Raw genomic sequence first — 24,328 nt, forward strand, 5'->3', positions numbered from 1 at the left:
GTCCGGCACCACCGCGCCGCTCAGCGGTGAATCCGTACCACCACCGTGCCGGGCTCCTCTTCCAGTACGTCGTACTGGTATCCCCGCTCTTCCAGTTCCGGCAACAGGAACGCGGGTACCCGTTCATTCCAAATCTCCAGTCCCCGCTCTCCGGCCGCGAACGCCGGGTCCTGGTCAAGCAACGTCAAGGTGCGGATCATCGGCTGCGGCGGTTCGAGGCCGCGGTTGTCGATCCGCCAGTACGGCAGCGGGGTCTGTTCCCGCGAAAATTGGACGATGAAATGGTCGTCCGCTTCTTGTCGCACCACGTGCTGAAAGCCCTGCTTGCCGAGAACACGCTCCAGCGGCACCGGGTCGAACGTGGCGTGGAGCTGAAACACGTCGCGTTCACCCACCGTCTGCACCGTCTCCATGATGACCTGGAACGGCTCCCCTTTGGCCAGGAGAATCGGTCGTACGTCAAGGTCCACGATGCGCCGGGCCATGGCCATTTCCCCCTCTGCGTTCAGATTGGGGCCAAGCTGCTGCGACATGCGACCGCCGCCAGCCGACCGTCGGCCGCCGAACGCATCTTCATGCCAGCGGCAGCGAGCGGGCTTACGGCTGCGCGAGCGCCGCGCACACCGCGAGCGCGGTGTACACCACGGGCAGATACACCAGCGACCCGACAAACGTTCGCCGTGCCCACGTGGTCTCATCTGTCTTCGCGCGCAGCAAGCGGAAATTGCCCCACCAGAACCAAACACCCGCCAGCGCGGCCACCACCGCGTACGCCGCCGGCACGGCGCCCGCCACCCATGGCACGAGTGACACAGGCAACAGCACGGTCGCGTACGCGAGCATCGCCCGTCGCGTCGCTTCCCGCCCGCGCACCACCGGCAACATCGGCACGCCGGCCGCCGCGTAGTCGTCTTCCTTATAGAGGGCCAGGCTCCAGAAGTGGGACGGAGTCCAGAAAAACGTGATGGCGAACAGCGCCCACGCCGTCACGCCGAGGTGGCCGGTCACCGCCGCCCAGCCGACGAGCGGCGGGAACGCACCCGCTCCGCCGCCAATCACAATGTTCTGCGGTGTCCGGCGCTTGAGCCACATCGTATACACCACGGCGTAATACAGGTATCCGGCGAGCGACAGCCAAGCCGCGAGCGGGTTCGCCCATCGCCAAAGCAATATGAACCCGGCCGCGCCGAGCGCCAAGCCCATGCAGAGCGCCAGGCCCGGCGCGACAAGGCCCGCGGGGAGCGGGCGATGGCGCGTGCGCGACATCACCGCATCGATGTCGCGATCGAACCACATATTGACGGCCGCTGCGCCGCCTGCGGAGAACGCAAGACCGGTCACGGTTGCCGCGATGAGCCGCCAGCCCGGCAAACCATGGGCCGCCGCCACCATCGCACAGTAGGCGGTGAACACAAGCAACGCCACGATGCGCGGCTTGGTCAGTTCCACATACGCGGCGATGCCCCCGGCCAGGCGCAGCAACCAGGCGGCCGTCCTTGGTGCGGCACCCGTGGCCGCACGAGACAAGGTCACGGGTCATCCCTCCCCTCCGCAGCGGATACACCGCGATGCACTGAGTAGAGAAAACGCGACCCGGGGATTGCCCATCCCGACTCACCGTTACTGTACCTGAGGCCGGCGGAGGCCGCTGTGCGTTCCATCACAGAAGACCAGCCCGGGTTGCCCGCAAACGGGCATCGCGAAAGCCGACGAAGCAGCGGTTTTCCTCGTCCCACAACCGATGGCGCAGGCAGCGCAGGCTTTCGCGCAGGCTCATGCCCGGCACCGCCGCCAAGGCGGGCGTGTTCACCCAAGCACGTTCCAAGTAGTAATTGGGAATGCGCGAGCTCAGGTGATGCACGTGGTGATACCCGATGTTCGCCGTGAACCACTGCAACACCCGGGGCAGGCGGTAGAAGGAGCTGCCTTCGAGGGCGGCGCGGACATGATCCCACTCTGTTTCGGACGCGAAATAGGAAGGATCAAACTGGTGCTGGACGTAGAACAGCCAGATGCCGGCCATGCCGGCAAGGTAGAGGATGGTGCCTTCGATGAGGAGGAAATGCTGCCAGCCGCAGAGCCAGCACAGCGCGGCGCTGATGACCGCAAGCGCCGCATTGGTGGCGTACGTGTTCCACCGCTCCGAGGCACGGGCACCTTTTTGATTCCACCGGTACTGAATGACCACCACCAACACGGGTCCAAGGCCAAACATCACCAGCGGATGCCGGTACAGACGGTACAGCAAGCGCCGCCACCGAGAAGCCGCACAGTACTCCCTGACCGTGAGCGTCCAGATGTCGCCGGTGCCGCGGCGGGACAGGTTGCCGTTGCTCGCGTGGTGTATGGCGTGTTCCCGCCGCCACTGGGCGTATGGAAACCAGGTCAGAATACCCGTGACGACGCCGACAACCTGGTTCCATCTCCGCTGCCGCCAGAAGGAGCCGTGGCAGCAATCGTGAAAGATGACGAAGATGCGCACGAGAAAGCCTGCCGCGATGACGAGAACAGGCAGAGTGAGCCAAAACGACACAGACAGGAGGACATGGGCTGACCACCACAGAACGAGAAACGGGATGATGGTGCTGGTGAGCTGCCAGAGGCTGCGCCCCGCATGCGGGGTTTCAAACGGCCGTACTGCCAGCTTTAAGCTGGTTGGTTCGTGCATCTCGCGTTTCCACATCTCCATTCACCACCGCATGCTTGCGGCTTGCCGCCATCATACGCCGTTTGCGGGGAGAAAACCAGAGCGATTTTGTACAATTTCATCACCAGGAGGAAAAACAGAGAGGAGACATTGGCCGCGCGGGGCACCGGGCTCGTGCGCCACGAACGGTCTTTCGCCCCGCAGGCGAGGAGGTGTGCCATGGAAAAGGTCCGCGGCCGCTTTGCCCCTACACCCTCGGGTTGGCTGCATTTGGGCAACGCCTGGACCGCGCTGTGGGCCTGGTTGCATGCCCGGCAGGCAAACGGATCGTTCATACTGCGCATGGAAGACATTGACCTCCCGCGCTGCAAACCGGAATACGCCGCGCAGATCCTCGACGACCTGCGTTGGCTCGGCCTCGACTGGGATGAGGGGCCGGACGTGGGCGGGCCGTTTGCGCCTTATGCCCAACGCGCTCGATCCCGCCTGTACCTGGACGCCCTCGCCCGCCTGCGCCGCGACGGCCGCCTGTATCCGTGTTTCTGCAGCCGGGCGGAGCTGCTGGCCATCGCCCGTGCCCCGCACGGCCTCGGCAGCGAAGGCCCGGCGTATCCCGGCACCTGCCGCCGCCTCACCCCCGCCGAACAAGCGGATCGCGCCAGGCGCAAGCGCCCCGCGTGGCGGTTCGCCATGCCGGATGCGCCCATCTCGTTTGACGATCTCGTCCTCGGCCCGCAGTCCTTCCCGCCCGGCGCAGGCGGCGACTTCATCGTGGAGCGCGCGGACGGCGTGATTGCCTACCAGCTGGCGGTGGTGGTGGACGACGCGGCCATGGCCGTCACCCACGTCGTGCGCGGGGCCGACCTCCTCGACTCGACGCCGCGGCAGATCTGGCTGTACGACGCCCTGGGTCTGCCCGCGCCCCGCTTCGCCCACGTGCCGCTTTTGCTCGGCCCGGACGGCCGCCGGCTGGCGAAGCGCGACGCCACGCTCACCCTGCCCGGCCTGCGCGCGCACGGGGTTGCGCCCGAGCGCGTGGTGGGCCTTTTGGCGCACTGCGCCGGGCTCAGCGAGACGCCCGAACCCCTGCGCCCGGCCGACCTTCTGCCGCACTTTCGCCTCCATCGCCTCCCGCGCGAGCCGGTGCGCCTCCCGGCAGGGTTTGCGGCGTGGTTGGGCGCCGGCGCGACGTAGCCGTCGCAAGCCGACAGGCGAAGGCGCCGCGCCCCCTCGGGGCTGCGCGCACGTTTGCGTTATACTGGTGCCGGAAGGGACTGCGCGGAACGGGAGGATGGCGGCATGGCGAAGCCCAAGCGGGATCGTTCCGAAGCCTATACATACGCCGATTACCTCACCTGGGACGGCCCGGAGCGATGGGAGTTGATCGACGGGATACCCTATATGTTGGCAAGTCCGACACCGGAACATCAACAGGTCGTGTTACAGCTGGGTGCGGAATTCGCCATGTATCTGCGGGGAAAAGATTGCCAAGCGTACATCGCCCCGATGGACTTGTGCTTCGAGGAGAGTTTACAAACCCGGGATGTCGTACAGCCCGATTTGTTTGTGATGTGCGGCAGATACGGACGCGACAAGCGGATTGTCGGCGTGCCGGTTCTGGTCATTGAAGTCCTGTCGCCGTCCACTGCGACCCAGGACCTGATCCGCAAACTGAACCTGTACCAACGCGTGCAAGTTCCAGAATACTGGGTGGTGGACCCGGGAGAGCAGGTCATCCACGTGTACCGGCACGACGGCACCGCGTTGCGCTGGATGGCCGAGTTCAAGCGTGGTGACACATTGTGTCCCGCCCGTTTTCCCGATCTCGCCCTCGACGTGGGGACGATTTTCTAACTTAAAGGGAAAGGCACATCGTATGCGGCCCTTCCCGCCCAAAGGAGGTCTGCCCCATGGCCCATACGCTTGAACTCATCCTCGATGCCCGCGCCACGCTCGGCGAAGGCCCGTCCTGGCACGTCGGTGAAGGCGTGCTCTACTGGGTGGACATCGAAGGCCGTGCCATTCACGTCTACCACCCCGGCACCGGGCGGGATCGTACCATCCCCGTCGGCCAGATGGTCGGCGCGGTGGTCCCGCGCGCGCAAGGCGGTCTGGTGGTCGTCCTGCAGGACGGATTCTACGCGCTCAATCCGGTCACCGGCGCGCTCTCCCTACTCGCAGCGGTGGAGGCGGACGACCCGCGCACCCGCTTCAACGACGGCAAGTGCGATGCCCGCGGCCGCTTCTGGGCGGGAACCATGGCGATAGCCGATAGTCCGGAACCGCTCGGTTCGCTCTACTGCTTGGAGCCGGATCTCTCCGTCCGCAAGGTGCTTTCCGGCATCTTCTGCTCCAACGGCATCGGCTGGAGTCCGGACAACCGGGTGATGTACTACATCGACAGCCCGACCCGCAAGGTCATGGCGTACGACTACCATCTCGACACCGGCACCATCGCCAATCCCCGGGTGGTGGCGGAGATTGACCAGGGCGTGCCGGACGGCATGACCGTGGACGAAGAAGGCATGATCTGGGTGGCACAGTGGGACGGCGGCGTGGTTTCGCGGTGGAACCCGTACACCGGCGAACGCCTGCTCACCGTCGAGGTCCCCGCGCCGCGCACCACCTCGTGCGTCTTCGGCGGGCCCAACCTGGATGAACTGTACATCACCAGCGCCCGCACCGGGCTCGACGCGGCAACCCTCGCCGCCTATACCCACTCGGGAGGCCTGTTCCGGGCGTCCGTGGGCGTGCGCGGCCTCCCGACCTGCGCATTTGCCGGCTGACCCCACGCCACCGCAGGGAAGCGTCCTTGGGAAACGGGTTCGGCCATGTTTCTGCGATCCGCCCCGTCCGTCCGCATGATCCGCCCCGTCGCGCGGCAGACTAAGCGCCGGGATGAAGATCCCGCCAAACATGACGCGCATTTCCTCTCTGCGCGCGACGGGAGCGAATCCAGATGCGTTGGTTTTCTTTCCGGTCCCGCCGGAACCGGCGGACCGCGAGCTTCGACGCCGTGTGGAGCGGTCTGCGCAACCTGCACCAGGCCCGCTATCGCACCGCCCGCGCCGGCACAGCGCCCGCGCAGGCAGAAGCCTGGCAAGAAGCGCCCCTGCCCCGGCGCAGCCGTGCGTTTCATCAAGCGCTGAGCGAACTCTGGCAACCCAGCCACGACTTGCGGTTGCGCACCCTGCACATCGGCGGCCGCGACATCGTCGTGGCGTGGCTGAACGGCCTGACGGACAATGAACGCCTGCAGGCCGGCGTGTTCGATCCGCTTACGCACGCGGACGCGTACGCCTCGTCACCGGAAGCGCTGGCACAACGCCTCACGGCCACCTCCATCACCTACGCGCGGACGATGGGAGAATGCTCCACCGCGCTCGTCGGCGGGCGGGCGGTGGTGTACGTGGACCGGTCGGGCATGGCGCTGTGCCTCGACGTCAACCGGCCGCCGGGCCGCTCCGTCGACCGGGCGGAAAACGAGCCGACGGTGCAAGGTCCGCAGGAGGCGATGGTGGAAAGCCTCGACCTCAACGTCGCCCTGTTGCGCAAGCGGCTGCGCACGCCGCGTTTGAAGGTGGAGACGCACGAACTCGGCACGTACTCCCGCACCCAGGTCGCCATCCTCTACATCGAGGGTGTGGCCAAACCCGCCCTGGTGGAGGAGGTGCGCCAGCGCCTCCAGCGCATCCGCACCGACATCATCACCGACATCAACCATGTGCGGGAACACATCACCGACGCGCCGTTCACCCTCTTTCCCACCACCGAGGAGACCGAGCGGCCGGAGCGCGTGGCCGGCAACCTCATGCAAGGGCGGGTCGCCGTCATCGCCGACGGATCGCCCACGGCGCTCTTGGTGCCGGTGACATTCTTCAACTTCCTGCTCTCGCCCGAGGACTACTACACCCAGTTCACGCTCGCTCTCCCCCTGCGCCTCATCCGGCACACCATGTTCTGGGCGGCCATCCTCCTGCCGGCGTTGTACGTGGCGGTGCTGTCGTACAACCAGGACCTCATCCCGACGCCGCTGCTCATCAGCGTTGCCGCCCAGCATGCAGGGATCCCGTTCCCCACCGTGGCCGAGGCGCTGATCATGATGTTCTCCTTCGAGGCGTTGCGCGAGGCGGGCACGCGCCTCCCGCGCGCCGTCGGCCAATCGGTGAGCATCGTCGGCACGCTCATCATCGGCGATGCGGCCGTGCGCGCCGGACTCGTCTCGCCGGGGATGATCATCGTCATCGCCGCCACGGGCGTCGCCTCGTTCACCCTGCCCGGCCTGGGCCTGGTCCAGACCACGCGGCTGTTGCAATTTACGTTCGTGCTGTTAGCCGGCTTCCTCGGACTTTACGGCATCATCCTCGGCCTCATGTTCCTGCTCGGCCACCTGGTGTCCATCCGCTCGTTCGGCGTGCCGTACACCTCGCCCATCGCGCCGTTCATCTGGCAGGATATGAAAGATGTCATCATCCGGGCGCCGTGGTGGGTGATGCGCGAGCGGCCGCGCCAATACGAGACGCTCGATCCGGTGCGCAGCCCGTCCCCGCCGCCGGCGAAGACCAAGGAACCCCGGTGAGGGACGCAGGATGAGGCCGCGCTGGCGATGGGGTCTGCTGGGTCTTATGCTGATGCTCGCCGGGTGCGCCGACTACACCGAGGTGAACGACCTGAACATCGTCATTGGCCTGGGGGTGGATGAGACGGCGCAGGGGCAGGTGCACGTCACGGCGGAAATCGTCAACCCGACGTCATCCCCCTCAGCGGGCGGCGCGGCAGGCGGTAACTCTGGCGGTAACCAGAGCGGAGGCAGCCAGGCGTTCCTCTTGCGTCAAACGACGGCCCCCACCTTGGAGGACGCCATCGCTGCCTTCGATCAAAACCTCCCGCACCGCCTCTACTTGTCGCACAACACGCTGGTGGTCTTCAACCACCGGTGCGCGGAAAGCGGCATTGATCGCGCGTTTGATTATCTGGAGCGTTACCGCGCCTTCCGCCGCAATCAAATGATGGTGATCACGCAGGGGTCTTCGGCGCGCCTGCTCCAGAGCCGGACGGACCCGGAGCCGCTCAACGCGTTCGGCATCCGCGAGCTCGTCGAACAGGCAGCGCAAAAGTCCGCCGTGTTCCGGACGGAACAGTTGTATGTCGTGAAGCAACACCTCAGCCCCGCACGCACCCCGCTGCTGGCATGGATGGAGGTCGACGCGGAAAACCGGCCGGTGTTGCGCGGGCTCGCCGCCCTGCCGCCCGGGCGCCCGCCGTTGTACCTGCCCATGGCGACGGTGCGCGGCCTGATGTGGTTGAGCGGACCGACGTACAACACCCTGTTGACCATGCCGACGCCCGTCGGAAAGGACAAGGCCAAGAACAACGCGGCCCGCGCACAAGCTGAAACCATCACCGCGTTGCGCCTGCTGTCGACCCAGACCGACATCCGCGCCGAGGTCTTGCGCGACGGGCGCCTGCGCTTCACCATCTCCCTCCACGGCACGGCGGAAGTGGAGCGCCTCGGTGACAGCCAGCCGCTCGACGCCAAGATGTACGTGACCTTGAGCCAAGCGGGCGCCCGCCAAATCGAACGGGAGATGCGTCAGACCATGGCGCTGCTGCAAGCCCGCCATACCGACGCAGCACAACTGGCGACCGCGTTCTACCGGCAACATCCTGCGGTTTGGCGCCGTTGGCAAGCAGCGTGGCCCGAGGTCTTCGCCCGTGCCCAGGTGATCATCCATGCGGATCTGGCGGTGGTGCGCAGCGGCTTGACCATCCATACCGAAGAACTCTGGCAAAAGGAAGGCCAAAAACCGCCGCGGGCCGCGCGCGGCACGGCGGCGCCCCCGCCAGGATTGTTCTGAGCCGCCGCGGTTTCCATGCAACCCGGAAAGGAGCAAAGGACCCGTGTTTTGGTGGACCCTGGTATTGGCAACCTTGCTCACCGCAGCCCAATGGCGTGAACTGAAAGACACCCCCTGGCGCGGCAAAGCGGCCTTTGCGGTCATGTGCCTCGGTGCCGTCCTGATGGCATGGGCGCACCGCTGGACGTTGTACATGCCGGACTTCCGGCCGTTGCGTTGGCTCGAGTGGATCTTCTATCCGCCCACACAATGGCTGTACAAGGTCTTGTGACGGGACGGCCTTGGTCAAGCGGCGACCTTGAATGGCATGCGCCGGACAGCAAGGAGGGATACTTCTGCACCCGATGCACGGCCGCACCCAGATCTCCCGGCTGCAATTGACCACCATCCTTCTATGGACCGCCCTCGGCACCGGGATTGTCACCATCCCGGCGCTCGTCGCCCAATTCACCGTTGCGGACGGTTGGATGGCAGGCTTGTCCATCGGGATGGGCGGCGGTTTCGCTGCCCTGATGGCGCACGTGTTTGCCCGTCGCTTCCCCGGCCGGTCCTTGATGGAGACCATCCTGGACGTATGCGGACCGTGGTGCGGCCGGTGGCTCGGCCTCTGGCACTTGAGCAGCTACGTGATTGTCATCGCGGCCATCACCCGCGAAATCGACGTGTTCGTCAGCGCGACCGCGCTGCCGTCGACGCCGGAATGGCTCATCAGCCTTTTGTTTCTCATGACGGTGGCGTATATCGCATACCTGGGCATCGAGGTGATTGCCCGCGTCGCCGAAACCATCACGCCGTTTGCGCTCTTCGTCGGTCCGTTGCTGCTGCTGCTCGCCTTGAAAAACTTCGACCTCCATGAATTGACCCCGGTGCTGGGCGACGGTTGGCGTCCGGTGTTGCGCGCTTCCCTGGTTCCGGCACTCGCCTACGGGACAGAGCTGTTCATCGTGTTGCAACTGCTGCCCGCATTGCGCAGTCCGGCGACCGTGGGCCGCGACGTGTTGACCGCCACCGCCATCATCATGGTCTTGCTCAGCGCCGCCATCGCGGTCTCCTTTGGCGTGTCCGGCGCTGCGGTCAGCCATTTTCAATACCCCATCCTCGAAGCGGTCCGCAGCGTCCGTTTCAGTTGGTTTCTCGAGCGGATCGACACCCTGTATGTGATGGCGGTCCTCATCACGCTCATCATCAAGCTGGCGGTGTTCCTGTTCGCTTTGTGTGATGCAACGGGCACCTTCCTTCAACTGCCTTCGCCGCGGATGCTGACGGGTGTGGTGGCTCTGCTGATGTGGAGCGCGCATCCGTACATGTTTCGGACCGTGGCCGATCTCGCCTTCGACATTCTGGAAGTCGGCCCGCTGTTCGTCTTCTCTTCCTTCGCCGGGGTGCCGCTCTTGGTCTTGGCCGTGCACTGGGTTCGCCAACGGTGGCCGTCCGTCCGCGACGGCACGCACGCCGTATGAAGCATGCCGGAGAAAGGGGGATGGGAGATGTCCGTGCAGATCTCACGCGTGCAACTGGTCTCGATGCTGATCTGGACGGTGACCGCCACCGGCATCATCACCCTGCCCGCCAGCGTGGCCCAATTCACCGTCCACGACGGGTGGATGGCGGGCGTATCCTGTTTGCTGGCCGGTGCCATCACGGCGCCGCTCGCCTCGTGGTTCGTGCGTGTCTTCCCGGGTGAAACCTTGTCCGGCGCGTTGCTGCTCACATTCGGTCCTTGGTTGGGCCGAGGCCTCGCCGTCTGGCAAAGCATTCTGCTCTGGATCTCCGTCAGCACCATCTTGCGCGAGGCGAGCGCGTTCCTCGGCGCCGCCGTGTTGCCGCACACCGCGGAACCCATCCTCACCGGACTGTGCATGTTCATCGTGGCGTTCTACGTTGCCCATGGACTTGAGGTGATGGCCCGGGTGACGGAAGCCACCACCCCGTTCGCGCTCGTCATCGGACCGTTGCTGTTCGTGCTCGCATTGCGGCATTTTGACGGGCAGGAATTCCTCCCCATCCTCGGCGATGGGTGGTCTCCCGTCCTGCGCGCCTGTGTCGTCCCGGTCTTGGTGTACGGTTTGGAGACCCTGCTGGTGCTGCATATGGCACCCTACTTGCGCAAACCGGAGACCATCGGCCGGGATTTGCTGATTGCGTCGGTCATCGTCGCCGCCCTGATGACCCTCGGCATCACGCTTTCCATCGCCATCTCCGGACCGGCCGCCTCGCACCTGCAATACCCGATGCTGGAGGTGGTGCGCACCATCCGGCTCGGCAAATATTTGGAACGCCTCGACACGTTGTACGTGATGGGGGTCATGGCCACGCTCATCTTGAAACTGTCCGTGTTTCACTTCAGCTTGTGCGAAGTCTGGCGGCACGTGTTCGCCCTGCCGTCCCGGCGGATCGTGGTGTACGCCGCCGCGCTCTCCGCCTGGGTGGGAAGCGACTTTCTGTTCCGCAACGTCCACGATCTCGGCATCTTCATCATCGACACAGCCCCCGCATACTTTGCCGCATCGTTCCTCGGCCTGCCCCTCCTGGCCATCGCCGCCGCATACGTGCGCCGGCGTGTCTCCGGGACGTTGCCCGCTCGGTTACAATAATTGATGAATCTCTCCTCGCGTTTCGCCGCGCACTTTGTCCCGCGTGCCATGCCGTCACGCGCCGCTTGGCGCCACGCATGGCTTCGCACACGTTCAACCACGCAGAGAGGTGCTGATCCGACATGTTCCCTTGGCCGACGAGACGAACGGGACGGATGGCGATGCGTGTTGCCGCTTGGTCATTCCTGTTGTCCCTGGCCGCGCACGCCGCCACCCCGGGGCCCGCCGCTGCGGCCGCGTTGCTGCACACGGCCTCTCCAGTCTTTGCGGCGGCCAAGGCACCGGCTGCGGCCAAAGCGCCAGCGGCCAACGCTGCCTCCGCCAGCACCCGCGTTCCCGCGGTGGTCGTGCGGGACGTGGATGGCGACACCATCGTGGTCCGCCTGCAGAACGGGCGCATCGAAACGGTGCGCTTGCTCCTCATCGACACGCCGGAAACGGTCGACCCCGGCAAACCGGTGGAGCCGTTCGGCCCGGAAGCGAGTGCCTTTGCGAAAAAGGAGATGCCGCCCGGGAAGCGCGTTTGGCTTGAGGAAGGCAAACCTGGCCACCAGCGCGACAAATACGGCCGCTTGTTGGCGTTTGTGTACCTGGCGCCCAACGACATGTACAACGAAGACGTGGTCCGGCGCGGCCTGGCGCGCGTCGCCTACGTTTATGCACCCAACACCCAGCACCTGGCGCAGTTGCGGCAAGACGAGGCGTTTGCCCGCAGCCACCACCTGGGCATCTGGCAGATCCCAGGCTATGTCACGCCGGATGGTTTCAATCTCGCCGCCTACCGGCAATGGGCAGCGGCCCGCAACGGCAGCTCAACCGCCCAAGCCGGGCTGACGCTGGTGACCGCGAACCTGTCCGTCTCCCCGGGCGATCACGCTTCGGTCACCGTGCGGACGCGCCCGGGTACGGTAGGCCACATCGAGGTGTTGTACAAGACCGGGCCCAGCCACGCCCGCGGGCTCGCCGACCAACAAGCGGACAGCCATGGCCTCATCACCTGGACCTGGATGGTGGGAACAAACACCACGCCCGGCGACTGGCCGGTCATCATCACCGCCGGCGGCAAGACGCTGCAACTGACCCTGCACGTAGCGCGGTAACCCGCCGCGGGCACCCGGCACAGTGTCCGTTCGCCCCGCGGCGGTGCAGCATGCCCGGCGGCGCGGCACGTGCCTACGCGCCGGCCCGTGTCTGCAACCGCGTCAGCCATGTGCGCATCAGCGCAGCGTGATCCGGCAGGCGGCGGTACAACTCCCCCGCCAACGCCTCATCGTATGTATGGCTGGTGAGGTTGCGGTCATCCGCCATGGCCAGCGCCTGTTCCGTCTCTGGCGCGGTAAGCAAGCCAACCTGCAGGCATGCCCGGATGACACCCTTGGGCGAGGCCACGTCGATACCCTCGGCTTGACGCAATACATGGCGTGCCGCCTTCCACACCGCTTCAAACGTGAATTCGAACCGTTGAATGGATGCGTCGCGCTGGATTTCATCCTCACGGTCTGCAGCCAATACCTCCTCCAAACGCGCCAGCGCCCGCTCTGCCCGCATCAAGGCTTCCCTGACTCGGTCCACAACACCGCCTCCTGGCGAATGCGATTGGCGAACGAACCATCCACAGCCCGCAGATCCACCACGTCGAACACATACGGAATGTGCGATTCCTCCAACCGCTCCCGAATCTCGGCCAATACCCGCCTCGGCAACGGTCCGTCTGCCTCGAGGGCGAGATCGATATCCGACGCAGGCCCCGCTTCCCCGCGGGCGAGGGAGCCGAACACGTAACAGCGCACGCCCGCGCCGGCGACGTCACGCACCAAGCGCACCGCCTCGCGCACCGCCCGCCAGCGCGCATCGTCCCGGTTGACCGCACCACGTGGTTGATTTTCCGCCCCGTCTTGTCCCGTTTGGCTTCGCTGGTTCACGACACGACCCTTCCTCGTGTCATCTCGCGCCTGATGACACCAAGCCCTTGACCGCCAACACCTCGCGCGCGGCGGAACGGTCGCCCGTGCAGCTGATCATGCGCGGGCCTTGCAAAAAATAGACGGTGAACCCGAGCGACCGGTACAACTCGACGATGCGATCCGTCGCCTGGTTCGACACCGCCACCGGCACATCGAGCGACGCCAGCCACCGGGCCAACCGCTCCTGGTCCTGCCAGGAGAAGCCCTCCGCCGCGTACTGGCGGAAGACCACGTCGTAGGGCGGATCGGCGTAGACAAAATCCCCCGGCCGGACCTTCACCGTCTCAAAGTCGCCGCAGCGAAACTCCCACGCCGCGAACACCTCGCGATAAGCGTGAAAGTCCCGCTGGTAGGTGATCCGCTTGTACTTGCCGAACGGCACGTTGAACAGGCCCTGCTTGTTAAACCGGCACAGGCCGTTGTACCCGGTCTTGTTGAGGTAATAAAAAAGCGCCGCCGCTTCGTCCGAGTCCGCTTGACCCTGGCGGATCAACGCGTTGAACCGGTCCCGGTGTTGGTAGTACAGCCCGGCATCGTTCTCCATGGGCATGTCGATGGTCAGCCCGCGCTGCACCGCCCGATAGAAATGGATCAGATGCGGGTTGACGTCGTTGAGCAACGCCCGCCTCGGCAGCAAACCCAGGGTCACCGCCAAACCGCCGCAGAACGGCTCCACCAAGCGCCCGTTTGGGCACGACGCGACAAACCGCTGCCAAAGCGGGCGCAGGGTCGGCACCAGCCAGCGCTTGCCACCCGCCCACTTGAGCAGCGGTTTGTACAAAGATACAGACGCTGCGATGTCCATCACGCTGCCGTCCTCCTCCACCACGAGCGCTATCCCCTTCGGCAGGCTTATCACCTCCCACTCTACAACAGATCGTGGCACTGCGTCAGCACCGGCACGTACCGTCATGGTGTCACCCGGAACATCCCCATGGCTCCTTGGGTCATATCGGCCATGTCGTGCGTGACGAACGGATACATGCCCGGGGCGTCGAACACCAACCGGATGAGCGCGCCGTCACCCGGTGCCACGGTATACGTCTGCAGGTCGTACAGGTGCGTCCGGGGGCTGCCGCTCGGCATCACGTCGCGCAGCACGGTGCCGACGACGTGGAATGCGGCGAACTCGTTCGGTCCGGCGTTGACGAATGCGATGTACACCGGTTTTCCCACCTTGGCGGGCAGCGGATGCTGCACATACTGGAATGCCCGCCCGTTGAAGACCACGTACTGCGGACGCCCACGTGCCATCTGGGTAAAATCGCCGTTCCGGTAGAACTCGCTCTGCACCAAGGTGTACGCCGGCACCGGCCCGCCCGGCGGCACGACCACCACCGCGCCGTACATGCCGTTGCCGATGTGCTGCAGCATAGGCTGGCTCGCACAATGGTACATGAACACCCCCGGCAGCTTGGCGGTAAAGTGCAGCGTCCGCGTCTGGCCCGGCGGTACATCGACAAACGCTTGATTCGGCGCCACCAGCGCCGCATGCAGGTCGATGGCGTGCGCCATGTGCGGATCGGCGTTGTGCAGGCGCAGCGTTACCTCGTCCCCCTGGCGCAGCCAAATGACCGGCCCGGGCACCGTGCCGTCGAACGTCCAGGCGTGGTACCACACCCCGTCGGCAATCTGAATGGAAGTCTCCTCCGCCGTCATCTCCAACTCGACGTGGTTGCCGTGCCGGATGACCCGCATCGGCACCGGCCGCTGGTTGAGCGGCTTGGCCGTCTCCGCCGCGTTCTTCCCAGGGTGGACCGCGCGTGACTGCCAGCCGCACCCCGCTGTCCACGCCAGCGTGGCCGCGACCGCGCATCCGAGCCGCACCCAACGCCACCACGTATGCACGGATTTCCCGCGTGCTGCCGCCATGCCGGACACCCCCTCACCATCCGAGCTGCGCACGCGCCGCCTCCGACATCATCGCGGGAGACCACGGCGGGTCCCAGACCACCTCCACGCGCACGTCGGCGACGCCGAACACCTGGGCCGCCGCCCACTCGACAGCCTCCGCCAGCGTGTCGTGTGCCGGACAGCCCGGTGTCGTCATCGTCATGCGGATGTGGAGCAAGCCTTCCTCCGGCTCCGCGATGTCGTAGATCAACCCGAGGTCCACCACATTGATGCCTATCTCCGGGTCGTACACCTCTTGCCGCAGCTTTTCGCGCACTTCATCCAGGTCAATCACGCGCCATCCACTCCTTCGCCGTCGTGCGGATGTCAAGAACGCCGAGCAGCTGCCATGCGAACCCGATGACCGCAGCCGCGACGGCGAGCGCCCCCACCGCCACACCCGGCGGCCACGCACAGAGGCTGGACGCGGTCAGCATCACCACACCCGCCGCGAATCCCCACAAGGCCGGGCGCGATCGCGCCGGGGGCAACAGGTCGGCGATGAGCACGGGCCGGCCGCTGCCGGTGCGCTTGCTGTGCCGGTGTGTCCACACCAGAAACGGTACAATCTTGTAGGCGTAGCTCATGAGGGTCCACGCCACCCAGCCAAGCAGGTAAAAGCCCGTCACGCTCTGCCAAACGGCGCTTCCGCCGCGTGCCGCCACCTGGCCGAGCAACCACAACGCCCCGGCGCCGCCCGCACACGCGGCCGCGACGGCGGACTGGACCGGCGGCTCGATCCGTTTGCGCATGCGGTGGCGCAGCATCGACCACACGCTGAGGCCAAACCACAGAAACACCACCAGTGCGGCCGCGCCGCCCAACCACCACAGGACGCGCCACGAGGTCCAAGCAGCCGTGATGAGCGTCCAGAGCGCCGTCTCCGCGAGCCAAAACAGCCACCGTGGACGGTATTGCGGGTAGCCGTGCGCCAAGGTGAACATCGGCAGCAGCTTGCCGGTGAATCCCATGACCAAAAAGGTGAAGAACCCGCCGGCCGCAAGGAGGATGTGGGTGGCGAGCAGCGGCAGGTACCACCTGGCCAAGGCGCCGGTCCCGGCCGCCGCCAGGATGATGAGCCACGCGGCCACCACGGCGAGCACCAGATGCACATGCGCGGCCAGGACGAACAGCCGCATCGGGCCGCCCACCCGGGTCCGCCGCAACGTCACCCCGACGATGGCGGCGTAGACGATGACGGCCACGGAGGCCAAGGTACCAAAGACCATCAAACCGGGCAGCCACCAGGCGGCCATCGCCGGGATAAGCCCGGCGATGCTCACGGCGTACAGCCAAAAGTTGATGCACGCCGCCCGCTCGGAGGCGAGCCGGATCAAAAACGCGACCGTCGTGAGCTGGTACACCGCCCCCATCACGAACGACAACAGCGACGCCAAGGTGAGCAGGTGGGTGAGGGCCACCACGCCGGGTACCGTCGCATCGTCCCGGCCGAGACGGAAAGCCTCCGCCGCCAAGACGACACCAAAGACCACGAATCCCGCCAAGCCGAGCATCATGTAGCGAACCGGCAGATGAAGCGGCGGCGATGAGCTTGTCGCCACCATGCCCGGCCCGGCCGCCTGGCCTGCCGGGAGACCGGCACCCCGGTCCGCGCGGCCGGAATCCGCCTCTGCAGGCCTCCGGCCGCCGCCCACCTGTTGGCCCGCGTCCTGCCCCTTCCAGCGCACATCCACACACCTCACCCCCTGCCGGCGCCGTTCAGCCGCGTTTCGCGATGGCCACCTGCCAGCGCTCCGGGCCTTCTTCCAGGTAGGTCCAGTCGAATTGCCCCGGAAATTCCGCCGCAAACTGGTAATAGAGCGGCTTCGGGTCGTGATCGTTCACAATCAACATTTGTTTGCCGGCCGCCAGGGCATCCCAGACGGCCAGGATGGCTTTGTGCTTTGCGGGCGGCGGAAACTGCCGCACGTCCAAGGTCGCCGCGTAGGACTCCATGCCTTCTCCCGCCTCCTCTGCGCAAAAGGTGTCCGCAGGTCCAATTATCCTGGCCCCCGCACCCGCGCGTTGTGAGGCTGCTCACAACCAATCGAAGAGGAACATCGCAGCGCCCAGCCACGCGAGCGTACCGCCCGCAGCCACAGGCACCATCCAGAAGGCAGCGGCCTCCCCATGCACCCAGGGCGCGATGAGAAAGCCGGCCGATAAAAGCGCCGCGCCCGCACAGGCGCAGATGACCTGAGCGCGCACGAAAGCCGCTCCCTTCACCCCCCTGCCCAACAAAGCAGGAAACAAGGTATAGCCGACGCTGTAGACGAGCGAGCTCGTCCAACCGAGAAAAAGCAGGTGGCGTGCGGCGAGGGCATCCGCCTTCATCCCGGCCAAAAACACGATGCCGAGGGCGAGCGCCATTGCCCACCCGAATCGCCACAGCCAGCGCGCGTGCGCCGGCACACGTCCCGCCCGGACGTCACCGCCGCGGTGCCTGTTGCGCCCGCTGTCACATTCGGCCGCGTTCCCCGTCCCGGTCCCGTTGCCGGTGTTGCCCTCGGCGCGGCTCTGCCGGCTGACCCCGGGGCTTACCGCCGCAAGATGCATCACCGCCCAACCGGCCAGCGCCAGCCCAATGGCGCGCACGCCTGCACCGGCCCATCCATCCGGCCCCCAAGCCGCCGCCGTCACGCCAATCAGCCATACCGCCTGCAGCGCGTGCAACCATGGCCGCGGCCAGCGTGCCCAAGGCCAAAACCTCGGCGCCAGGTGGAGCGCCACCGCCAACACCGTGCCGGCAATCCAACCCTCCTCCACCAACGTCGTGGCTCCGGGTACGGGGACCGGCCGGCCCGCCGCAAGCGATGCCACAGCCTGCCACCACACGCCAGCCAACAGGAGCAGCAACGCCACATCCGTACCGCGCTGAGCAATCCGATCCGTCGCCCGATACGCCGGGCTTCGTGCCAACCACACGATGGCCGGATGGGTAGACGGCGCCGCCTCTTCCTCGCGATGGCGTGCCCGGCGGGTGTACACCACCGCCGTGAGAATGTTGAACATAAACAACGTCGGTGCCAACGCCTGCAGGACCAACCCTGACAACGTCCAGCCCGATGACCCGGTCGTCCCGCCGAAGCCCACGGCCACCACCCCCGCCTCCGCCACAACCAGGTGCACGAAGCCCAACCATGGCCACGGCAAACGCAATCCGGCGGAGATGGAGAGCACCGCGTACGTCATGCCGTAGATCATCATCGTCAACCAACCAAACCGGTTGAGCTCGCCGTGCCAGCCGCCGAGCGCTGCCCACCACGCCGGCCGGTTCGCCATCAAGCCGCCGAGCGTCGCCCCGGCGGCGAAGTTCACCATCGCGATGAGAATGAACGCAGCCGGCAGCCGGGCTGATGAACCTCGCGCCGGTCCCGCGGCCTTAAATCGCCCGCTTCCTGTTCCCCTGCGGTTCATGCTCCTTCTCCCCGCTTGCCCAGCAACGCCCGGTGCACCACCCATTCGTCCCGCTCGCCGCGCAACAACCCTTCGCGGCGCAACTGGTTCCACACCCGGTTGACCGATTCGCGCGTCATGCCCATCATCCGCGCCATCTCCCCGTGTGTCACCGGCAGTTTGATGTGGATGCCGTCCGGCCGCGCCTCTCCGTGCTCTTCCGCAAAATGGCGCAGCAGCGCGATGACGCGTTCCCTGGCATCAAACAGCGCCAACTCCTGCAGCTTCGCCTGGAGCTGGAGGATCTTTTGCCCCATGACCCGCATCAGCTTGCGCATCATATCCGGGTGCGCCAAGAGCAGCGCGTCGAACTTGGCGGTGGGAATCGCAAGCAGGGTGCTGCGCTCCATGGCCTGTGCGGTGCCTGGGTACGGCCCGTCTTGGAAGAACCCGACGTGCGGAAACATCTGCCCCCGCCCCAGGATGCTGACGATGTGCTCGCGTCCCTCTTCATCAACCTTGAACACTTTGACGAGGCCGCGGCGGATGAAGTAGACCGCTTCCCGGTGCTCGCCTTCAAAAAAGATGTAGTCCCCTTTGCCGTATTGCCGCTCCAACGCAAGTGCGTACACCTGCCGGAGTTCTTCCTCCGTCAGGTCGCGAAACAGCTCAAGCTCGCGCAGTGCAGCGGGGCCGTCCATAACTCTCTCCCCTTCGGGACACGCACGCGCCGGCGAGGTTCGTGCATGTCCATGACCGTGCGTGGATGTCCAATGCGTGGATGTCCAAGTTCATGATAACGCGGACAGACTTAGCACCCCAGTGGTTCGGCCCGGCCGCGTTCGTCGTCTCCATACCTCTTTCCGTCCATACGGTTCGGACGTCAGACCTCCTTTTGTAAAGCGGCGGTCCCGTACCGCGCCGCGACGGCGATGGTGCACACGATGGCAAACAAGAACGACACCACCGTCACATGCAAAAGAAACGCCCAGGGTGCGAGCCGAGCCGCAATCAGCACGGCACCCGAAAGGGCTTGCACGATGACGAGTGCCACGAACCACCGGCTTGCGGTGAGCAAATCCAGGCGAATGGCGCGCAGGCGCCGGATAAGCGCGTGCAAGTACCAGGACAGAGCCAACAGCCCCAGCGCAGCGGCCCGGTGCGACACATCGAGCCAAAACGCGCCTTGGGCCGCCTGCGGGGGCTCAGCCGGCAACGGCCATCCTGTGAACATGGAACCGGATCCTGTGCTGGCGATGTACGCGCCCAAGTACATGGCGGCGTACACGTAGACCACCGCCAACATGGACCAACGCCGCACCTTTTGCTCCATCGCGGCGAACGGCTCCCCGACCGACGAAGGTGGTGCCGATTCCGGCGCAGACCGCCCCGGCCGCAGAAACACCACAAGCAAAAATGTGCCGACGAACGACAGGATGGCCACACCGAGATGAGCCGCCATCACCGCCGGGGGATTCACGAACAACACCGCAAGCGCCCCAAGCACCGCTTCGAGGATAATCCCGGTCGTGGTGAGTCCGAGGCAGAAGCGCACCAACCGCCGCCGTTGGTGGCGGCGCAGCGAGATCGCGAGCAGGAGAAACAGGACCATGTCGATGAGGACCGAAACACGGTGCGCGTACTCGATGAAGACCGCCTGGTTCCAGTGGCTCGGCACAATCTGGCCATTGCACAATGGCCAATTCCGCCCGCATCCCATGGCTGAACCTGTGATGGTATCTGTGAAACCGAGGGTATTGACCACGAAGACGCTGATGAACGTGGCGAGACTGAGCCGCCACACGCGCACATCCCGCCGCGCCTTCGCCGCATCACCTATCGCATCCTGGGTCACTCGCACCATACGCTGCTTCCTCCCGCCATCCGTCCGGTTGGTAGCGGGAAGGCCAGCCGTGCGAACGACGGCTGGCCTCCTCCGCAAACCCTGTGTCCGGAAAATCCCGCAACTTTTTGGTCAGGCCACCATGTAATGAAACGACATCGCCCACAACGATCCCGCCACAAACACGAATGTGAACAAGAAGGCGAGGGCGATGGCGAGCGAATGGACCGGCGGGCCGTCGCCTTCCGTGATGTGCATGAACAAAAAGAGCTGTACGCCAATCTGCAGTACGGCCAGCAGCAGCAACACCAACAGCAGCGGACCCGCGGGCAACCCGTGGGCGAACCCCACCCAGAGCGCCGCGAGGGTCAGGACGATGGACGCCAAGAACCCGATGACATACTGGCGAAGAGCATGCCGGTGCTTGTCACGCCCGGCCAGGGTGCGCACGTTGTGTGCCTGCATGTCACATCACCACCCCGGTCAAATAGACGACGGTGAAAATGAACACCCAAACCACGTCGAGGAAGTGCCAGTAGATGCTGACATTGAACACCTTGCGCGCCGTCTGCGGGTGGATGCCCTGACGCAACACCTGGATGAGGACGGCGGCCATCCAACAAATGCCGAGCGACACGTGGCTCCCGTGCGTGCCGACCAAGGTGAAGAACGCCGACAAGAACGCACTGCGCGACATGGTCGCGCCCATCTGCACGTAATCCACGAACTCTTTGGCTTCAAGCCCCACGAACGCCATGCCGAGCAGCATGGTGATGACCAACCACAAGGCGACGGAACCAGCCCGCTGCCGCCTCATCTCATATGTCGCGATCCCGCTTGTGAAACTGCTGGTGAGCAAGATGAACGTTTCCGCGACGAATCCAGGTACGTCGAACAGGGTCCGTGCCGTCGGCCCGCCTGCCGTGTGCGTGTGCAACAACACGTACGTGGCGAACAGGCACGCGAACAACAACATATCGGTGGCGAGAAACAGCCAGAAACCAAAAATCTTCAATGACTCGCTGGGTTGGCTGTATTCGATGGACACCTCGCCGCTCGTCTCGCCCGGGGCCGCGTGGACCCCGGGCCACTCCCACGTCAACGTGGACATGGCTCACAACCTCCCCAGTTGCGCTTCATATCGCCGAATCTCTTCAGCCGGCACGTCGTGTTCGTCATGCGTCTCAAACGACCTGGCCAGCAGGCAAGCGCCGACGCCGAGAAGCCCGAGCACTGCTAGCAGCCACCACGCGAACACGAAACCCAGGCCTGCGACGAAGAAGCAGACGCCGAGCAAAAACGGCCGGCCGCTGTTGTTCGGCATGTGAATGGGCCGGATGTCCTCCGGACGCGGACGCAGCTCCTGCGTGCGCCCTTGTTCCTTGAGCTCCCACCACATGTCGCGGTGCGTCACGTACGGGATCACGGCGAAGTTGTAATGCGGCACCGGCGACGGCAGCGACCACTCGAGCGTGCGGCCGTCCCAGATGTCGCCCGTCACGTCGCGCTCACCGTACTTGATGCTGTAGAGTACCTGCGCGACGATGAACAGGAAGCCCAGCCCCATGATGTAGGCGCCGACGGTCGAGATGAAGTTGAGCGGGCCCCACCCGAACACCGCCGGGTACGTGTACATGCGGCGCTGCATACCCATGAACCCAAGCGCATACTGCGGGACAAAACAGACGTAAAAGCCGAGGTTGAACAGCCAGAACGCCCAGCGCCCAAGCCGCTCATCCAACTTGAAGCCGAACATTTTCGGCCACCAGTAGTACATGCCGGCGAGCATGCCGAACACGACGCCGCCGATGAGCGCCTGATGGAAGTGCGCCACCAAGAAGTAGCTGTTGTGGTACTGGTAGTCGGCGGGCGCCGCGGCGAGCATGACGCCCGTCGCGCCTGCGAACGCGAAGCAGACGATGAACGCGAGCGTCCACAGCATCGGCAGCGTCAGACGGATGCGGCCGCGGTACATGGTGAACAGCCAGTTGAACATTTTCACACCCGTCGGGATACCGACCGCCATCGTCGAGACCGCAAAAAAGCTGTTGACGTCCGGCCCGGCGCCCATGGTGAAGAAGTGGTGCACCCAGGTCAGGTCGCCGACAATCGTGATCGCCATCAACGAAGCGACCATCGACTTGTAACCGAAGATCTCCTTGCGTGAGAACGTGGCCACAACCTCTGAGTACACACCAAACGCCACCAGGACGACGATGTACACCTCCGGGTGACCCCACACCCAGAACAGGTTGATGAACATCATCGGGTTGCCGCCGGCCTGGATGGTGAAAAAGTGTGCTCCGAACAGGCGGTCGATGAGCAACAGCGCTAATGCCACGTTCAGTGCCGGAAAGACCGTAAGGATGACGATGCTCGACGCCAAGACCGCCCAGGAGAACAGCGGCATTTTCATCATCGTCATGCCTGGCGCGCGCATCTTGAGGATGGTGGCGATGAAGTTGATGCCGGTGCCAATCGTACCGATGCCGGAGATGAGCAGCGACACCAGGTAGTAGTTCTCGCCCGGGCCTTTGTCGAACCCAAGCTCCGTCAACGGTGGGTAACTGGTCCACCCCGCGTCCGGCGACCCGCCGAACACGAAGGAGATGTTGAACAACAATGCCCCGAAGAAGAACAGCCAGAAGCTGATGGCGTTCAAGTAGGGGAACGCCACGTCACGGGCACCTATCTGCAGCGGCACCGCGATGTTGAACAAGGCGAAGATGAACGGCATCGCCATGAACAAGATCATGATGGTGCCGTGCGTGGTGAAGATCTGGTCGTAGTGCTCCGCGTCGAGAAAGTGGTTGTTCGGCAGCGCCAGCTGCGTCCGCATGAGGAGCGCATCCACACCGCCGCGGAAAAACATCAGCAGTGCACAGATCAGGTACATGATGCCGATCTTCTTGTGGTCGACGGTGGTCAACCACTCGTCCCACAGCCACTTCCACTTCTTGAAATAGGTCAACACCGCCACGATGCCGGCGATGGTCAACAGAATCAACACATCCGAAGCCCAAATCAGCGGCCCTTCCTTCCACATCAGGTACGTGTCGCCGAACTGGCGGATCGCTTCCCACATCCGTTTCACGCTCCTTTGCCCTCTGTGTCCGCGCCATCATCACGCCATCATCACGACGACATGTGCGCTTCCTGCGCCATGCGCGAAGACATGCTGGATGTGTCCTGCATCCCGTGCTTCGGCGCGCCCCCTGGCACGTCGTTCAGCATCCCCGGCATATACTGTCCGCCGTCCGCCCACACGGTGTCGTTGAACAACCCGGGCGGGAATGACTTGTACGATGCCGTGCCCATGATGCTCGGGCGTTTGAGCTGCGCGTAGCCCGCCTTGGTCAACGCCGGGGCGGTCTGCTTCACATGCGTCACCCAGTCGTTGAACTTGGTTTCATCCACCGCAACGACCCGGAACTCGTCATGCGCAAACCCTTCGCCCGTGAAGTTCGCCCCATGTCCGTAATACGTGCCCGGTTTGTCCGCCTGCAGCCACAGCCGCATCGCCATGCCGGGCATGGTGTACTCCTGGCCGCCGAGTTGCGGCACCCAGAATGAGTTCATCGGTGCGTCGGATGTCAGTTCGAATTGAACCGGCACGCCGGTGGGGATCTCGCAGTAGTTGACGGTCGCCACGCCCTGATCGGGATACAAGAACAACCACTTCCAGTCGAGCGAGACGACCTCCACCGTCAACGGCTTGACGTTCGTCTCCGGCGGCTTCACCAGTGCGTACGTCGTCTTTACCGTGGCCGTGCCCAAGATGGCGACGACGACGATGGGAATTCCCCACCAGATGACCTCAAGGACCTTGTTTTCCGACCAACGCGGTTGATATGGCGCCTTGTTCCCTGGTTTGTCGCGGTAGCGCCAGACGATGTAAAACAAGAGTGCGAGCACAGGCAGGATGACCATCATGATGAGGACCGTCGACAGCAAAATGAGGTCCAATTCCTTTTTTCCCACCGGCCCGACCGGATTCAGCACCATGTACTGCGGGCTGCAACCAGATAACAGCAGGGCTGCTGCCACCGCGATCACGCCGACACGAGTCACCCGGCGGCGCATCTCCCGCTGACCCATCCTCTCCTCCCCCTTCCAAAGAAATGTGGACTCGA

26 protein-coding genes are annotated in these 24,328 nt (G+C 64.9%); 9 read left to right on the forward strand and 17 right to left on the reverse strand.

Features of this window, described 5'->3' with window-relative positions:
• Nucleotides 1–20: 20 nt before the first annotated feature.
• The 3 genes from IEX97_RS07725 to IEX97_RS07735 form a co-directional block, all read right to left on the reverse strand.
• Nucleotides 21–485: a DUF2249 domain-containing protein gene (locus IEX97_RS07725; RefSeq protein WP_188882173.1), complete on the reverse strand. Its 465-nt coding sequence runs from the start codon at nucleotides 483–485 to the stop codon at nucleotides 21–23.
• Nucleotides 486–597: 112 nt separating this feature from the next.
• The gene (locus tag IEX97_RS07730; protein WP_229776632.1) at nucleotides 598–1,533 is read right to left on the reverse strand and encodes a heme o synthase; all 936 of its coding nucleotides are present in this window, start codon (nucleotides 1,531–1,533) and stop codon (nucleotides 598–600) included.
• A 127-nt stretch (nucleotides 1,534–1,660) separates the two neighbouring features.
• Entirely contained in the window at nucleotides 1,661–2,668 is a 1,008-nt protein-coding gene (locus tag IEX97_RS07735; protein ID WP_188882174.1) for a fatty acid desaturase, read from the reverse strand.
• A 198-nt stretch (nucleotides 2,669–2,866) separates the two neighbouring features.
• Here IEX97_RS07735 and gluQRS point away from each other — a divergent pair, with 198 nt between their 5' ends.
• The 9 genes from gluQRS (at nucleotide 2,867) to IEX97_RS07780 (ending at nucleotide 12,199) form a co-directional block, all read left to right on the forward strand.
• Nucleotides 2,867–3,841 (forward strand): tRNA glutamyl-Q(34) synthetase GluQRS, encoded by a 975-nt coding sequence (gene gluQRS, locus IEX97_RS07740; RefSeq protein WP_188882175.1) that lies wholly within the window; start codon nucleotides 2,867–2,869, stop codon nucleotides 3,839–3,841.
• A gap of 105 nt (nucleotides 3,842–3,946) precedes the next feature.
• Nucleotides 3,947–4,501 (forward strand): Uma2 family endonuclease, encoded by a 555-nt coding sequence (locus IEX97_RS07745; protein ID WP_188882176.1) that lies wholly within the window; start codon nucleotides 3,947–3,949, stop codon nucleotides 4,499–4,501.
• Nucleotides 4,502–4,557: 56 nt separating this feature from the next.
• Nucleotides 4,558–5,433, forward strand: a complete 876-nt coding sequence (locus tag IEX97_RS07750) for an SMP-30/gluconolactonase/LRE family protein (protein ID WP_188882177.1) — start codon at nucleotides 4,558–4,560, stop codon at nucleotides 5,431–5,433.
• 173 nt (nucleotides 5,434–5,606) lie between these two features.
• A complete protein-coding gene (locus IEX97_RS07755) occupies nucleotides 5,607–7,226 on the forward strand; it encodes a spore germination protein (protein WP_188882178.1) in 1,620 nt (539 codons plus the stop codon).
• 10 nt (nucleotides 7,227–7,236) lie between these two features.
• Nucleotides 7,237–8,505: a Ger(x)C family spore germination protein gene (locus tag IEX97_RS07760; protein ID WP_188882179.1), complete on the forward strand. Its 1,269-nt coding sequence runs from the start codon at nucleotides 7,237–7,239 to the stop codon at nucleotides 8,503–8,505.
• Between the two features lie 43 nt (nucleotides 8,506–8,548).
• Nucleotides 8,549–8,776 carry a hypothetical protein gene (locus tag IEX97_RS07765; RefSeq protein WP_188882181.1) on the forward strand — a complete coding sequence of 76 codons (228 nt, stop codon included), beginning with the start codon at nucleotides 8,549–8,551 and terminating at the stop codon, nucleotides 8,774–8,776.
• 73 nt (nucleotides 8,777–8,849) lie between these two features.
• Complete coding sequence (locus IEX97_RS07770) at nucleotides 8,850–9,965, forward strand: GerAB/ArcD/ProY family transporter (RefSeq protein WP_188882183.1); 1,116 nt, start codon at nucleotides 8,850–8,852, stop codon at nucleotides 9,963–9,965.
• Between the two features lie 27 nt (nucleotides 9,966–9,992).
• Entirely contained in the window at nucleotides 9,993–11,099 is a 1,107-nt protein-coding gene (locus tag IEX97_RS07775; RefSeq protein ID WP_188882185.1) for a GerAB/ArcD/ProY family transporter, read from the forward strand.
• Between the two features lie 155 nt (nucleotides 11,100–11,254).
• A complete protein-coding gene (locus IEX97_RS07780; protein WP_229776634.1) occupies nucleotides 11,255–12,199 on the forward strand; it encodes a thermonuclease family protein in 945 nt (314 codons plus the stop codon).
• Between the two features lie 73 nt (nucleotides 12,200–12,272).
• On the opposite strand, the gene IEX97_RS07785 is transcribed toward IEX97_RS07780, so the two are convergent.
• The 14 genes from IEX97_RS07785 to IEX97_RS07850 all read right to left on the reverse strand — a co-directional run bounded on the left by IEX97_RS07785 (nucleotide 12,273) and on the right by IEX97_RS07850 (nucleotide 24,293).
• A complete protein-coding gene (locus IEX97_RS07785) occupies nucleotides 12,273–12,671 on the reverse strand; it encodes an HI0074 family nucleotidyltransferase substrate-binding subunit (RefSeq protein ID WP_188882186.1) in 399 nt (132 codons plus the stop codon).
• Nucleotides 12,647–13,021, reverse strand: a complete 375-nt coding sequence (locus IEX97_RS07790) for a nucleotidyltransferase family protein (protein ID WP_188882188.1) — start codon at nucleotides 13,019–13,021, stop codon at nucleotides 12,647–12,649. Before IEX97_RS07790 ends, IEX97_RS07785 begins: the two co-directional genes overlap by 25 nt.
• 19 nt (nucleotides 13,022–13,040) lie before the next feature.
• Nucleotides 13,041–13,892, reverse strand: a complete 852-nt coding sequence (locus IEX97_RS07795; RefSeq protein WP_229776636.1) for a DNA adenine methylase — start codon at nucleotides 13,890–13,892, stop codon at nucleotides 13,041–13,043.
• An 80-nt stretch (nucleotides 13,893–13,972) separates the two neighbouring features.
• Nucleotides 13,973–14,935 carry a multicopper oxidase domain-containing protein gene (locus IEX97_RS07800; RefSeq protein WP_188882190.1) on the reverse strand — a complete coding sequence of 321 codons (963 nt, stop codon included), beginning with the start codon at nucleotides 14,933–14,935 and terminating at the stop codon, nucleotides 13,973–13,975.
• 13 nt (nucleotides 14,936–14,948) lie between these two features.
• Nucleotides 14,949–15,251: a metal-sulfur cluster assembly factor gene (locus tag IEX97_RS07805; protein WP_188882192.1), complete on the reverse strand. Its 303-nt coding sequence runs from the start codon at nucleotides 15,249–15,251 to the stop codon at nucleotides 14,949–14,951.
• The gene (locus tag IEX97_RS07810; RefSeq protein ID WP_188882194.1) at nucleotides 15,244–16,650 is read right to left on the reverse strand and encodes a hypothetical protein; all 1,407 of its coding nucleotides are present in this window, start codon (nucleotides 16,648–16,650) and stop codon (nucleotides 15,244–15,246) included. The genes IEX97_RS07805 and IEX97_RS07810 overlap by 8 nt, the downstream gene beginning before the upstream one ends.
• 25 nt (nucleotides 16,651–16,675) lie before the next feature.
• Nucleotides 16,676–16,912, reverse strand: coding sequence for a DUF2249 domain-containing protein (locus IEX97_RS07815; RefSeq protein WP_188882196.1), 237 nt, complete (start codon nucleotides 16,910–16,912; stop codon nucleotides 16,676–16,678).
• Between the two features lie 81 nt (nucleotides 16,913–16,993).
• Nucleotides 16,994–18,373, reverse strand: a complete 1,380-nt coding sequence (locus IEX97_RS07820) for a hypothetical protein (protein ID WP_188882197.1) — start codon at nucleotides 18,371–18,373, stop codon at nucleotides 16,994–16,996.
• Nucleotides 18,370–19,053: a Crp/Fnr family transcriptional regulator gene (locus IEX97_RS07825; protein WP_188882198.1), complete on the reverse strand. Its 684-nt coding sequence runs from the start codon at nucleotides 19,051–19,053 to the stop codon at nucleotides 18,370–18,372. The genes IEX97_RS07820 and IEX97_RS07825 overlap by 4 nt, the downstream gene beginning before the upstream one ends.
• Before the next feature lie 182 nt (nucleotides 19,054–19,235).
• On the reverse strand, nucleotides 19,236–20,216 hold the full coding sequence (locus IEX97_RS07830) for a COX15/CtaA family protein (protein ID WP_188882200.1): 981 nt from the start codon (nucleotides 20,214–20,216) through the stop codon (nucleotides 19,236–19,238).
• A gap of 111 nt (nucleotides 20,217–20,327) precedes the next feature.
• Nucleotides 20,328–20,660, reverse strand: a complete 333-nt coding sequence (locus IEX97_RS07835; protein WP_188882202.1) for a cytochrome C oxidase subunit IV family protein — start codon at nucleotides 20,658–20,660, stop codon at nucleotides 20,328–20,330.
• A 1-nt stretch (nucleotide 20,661) separates the two neighbouring features.
• On the reverse strand, nucleotides 20,662–21,306 hold the full coding sequence (locus tag IEX97_RS07840) for a cytochrome (ubi)quinol oxidase subunit III (protein ID WP_188882204.1): 645 nt from the start codon (nucleotides 21,304–21,306) through the stop codon (nucleotides 20,662–20,664).
• Nucleotides 21,307–21,309: 3 nt separating this feature from the next.
• Nucleotides 21,310–23,280, reverse strand: coding sequence for a cbb3-type cytochrome c oxidase subunit I (locus tag IEX97_RS07845; RefSeq protein WP_188882205.1), 1,971 nt, complete (start codon nucleotides 23,278–23,280; stop codon nucleotides 21,310–21,312).
• A gap of 50 nt (nucleotides 23,281–23,330) precedes the next feature.
• Nucleotides 23,331–24,293 carry a ubiquinol oxidase subunit II gene (locus tag IEX97_RS07850; protein WP_229776638.1) on the reverse strand — a complete coding sequence of 321 codons (963 nt, stop codon included), beginning with the start codon at nucleotides 24,291–24,293 and terminating at the stop codon, nucleotides 23,331–23,333.
• Nucleotides 24,294–24,328: the final 35 nt, after the last annotated feature.

Origin of the sequence: Paenalicyclobacillus cellulosilyticus (assembly GCF_014647315.1) — a bacterium.
Taxonomy (GTDB): domain Bacteria; phylum Bacillota; class Bacilli; order Alicyclobacillales; family Alicyclobacillaceae; genus Alicyclobacillus_J; species Alicyclobacillus_J cellulosilyticus.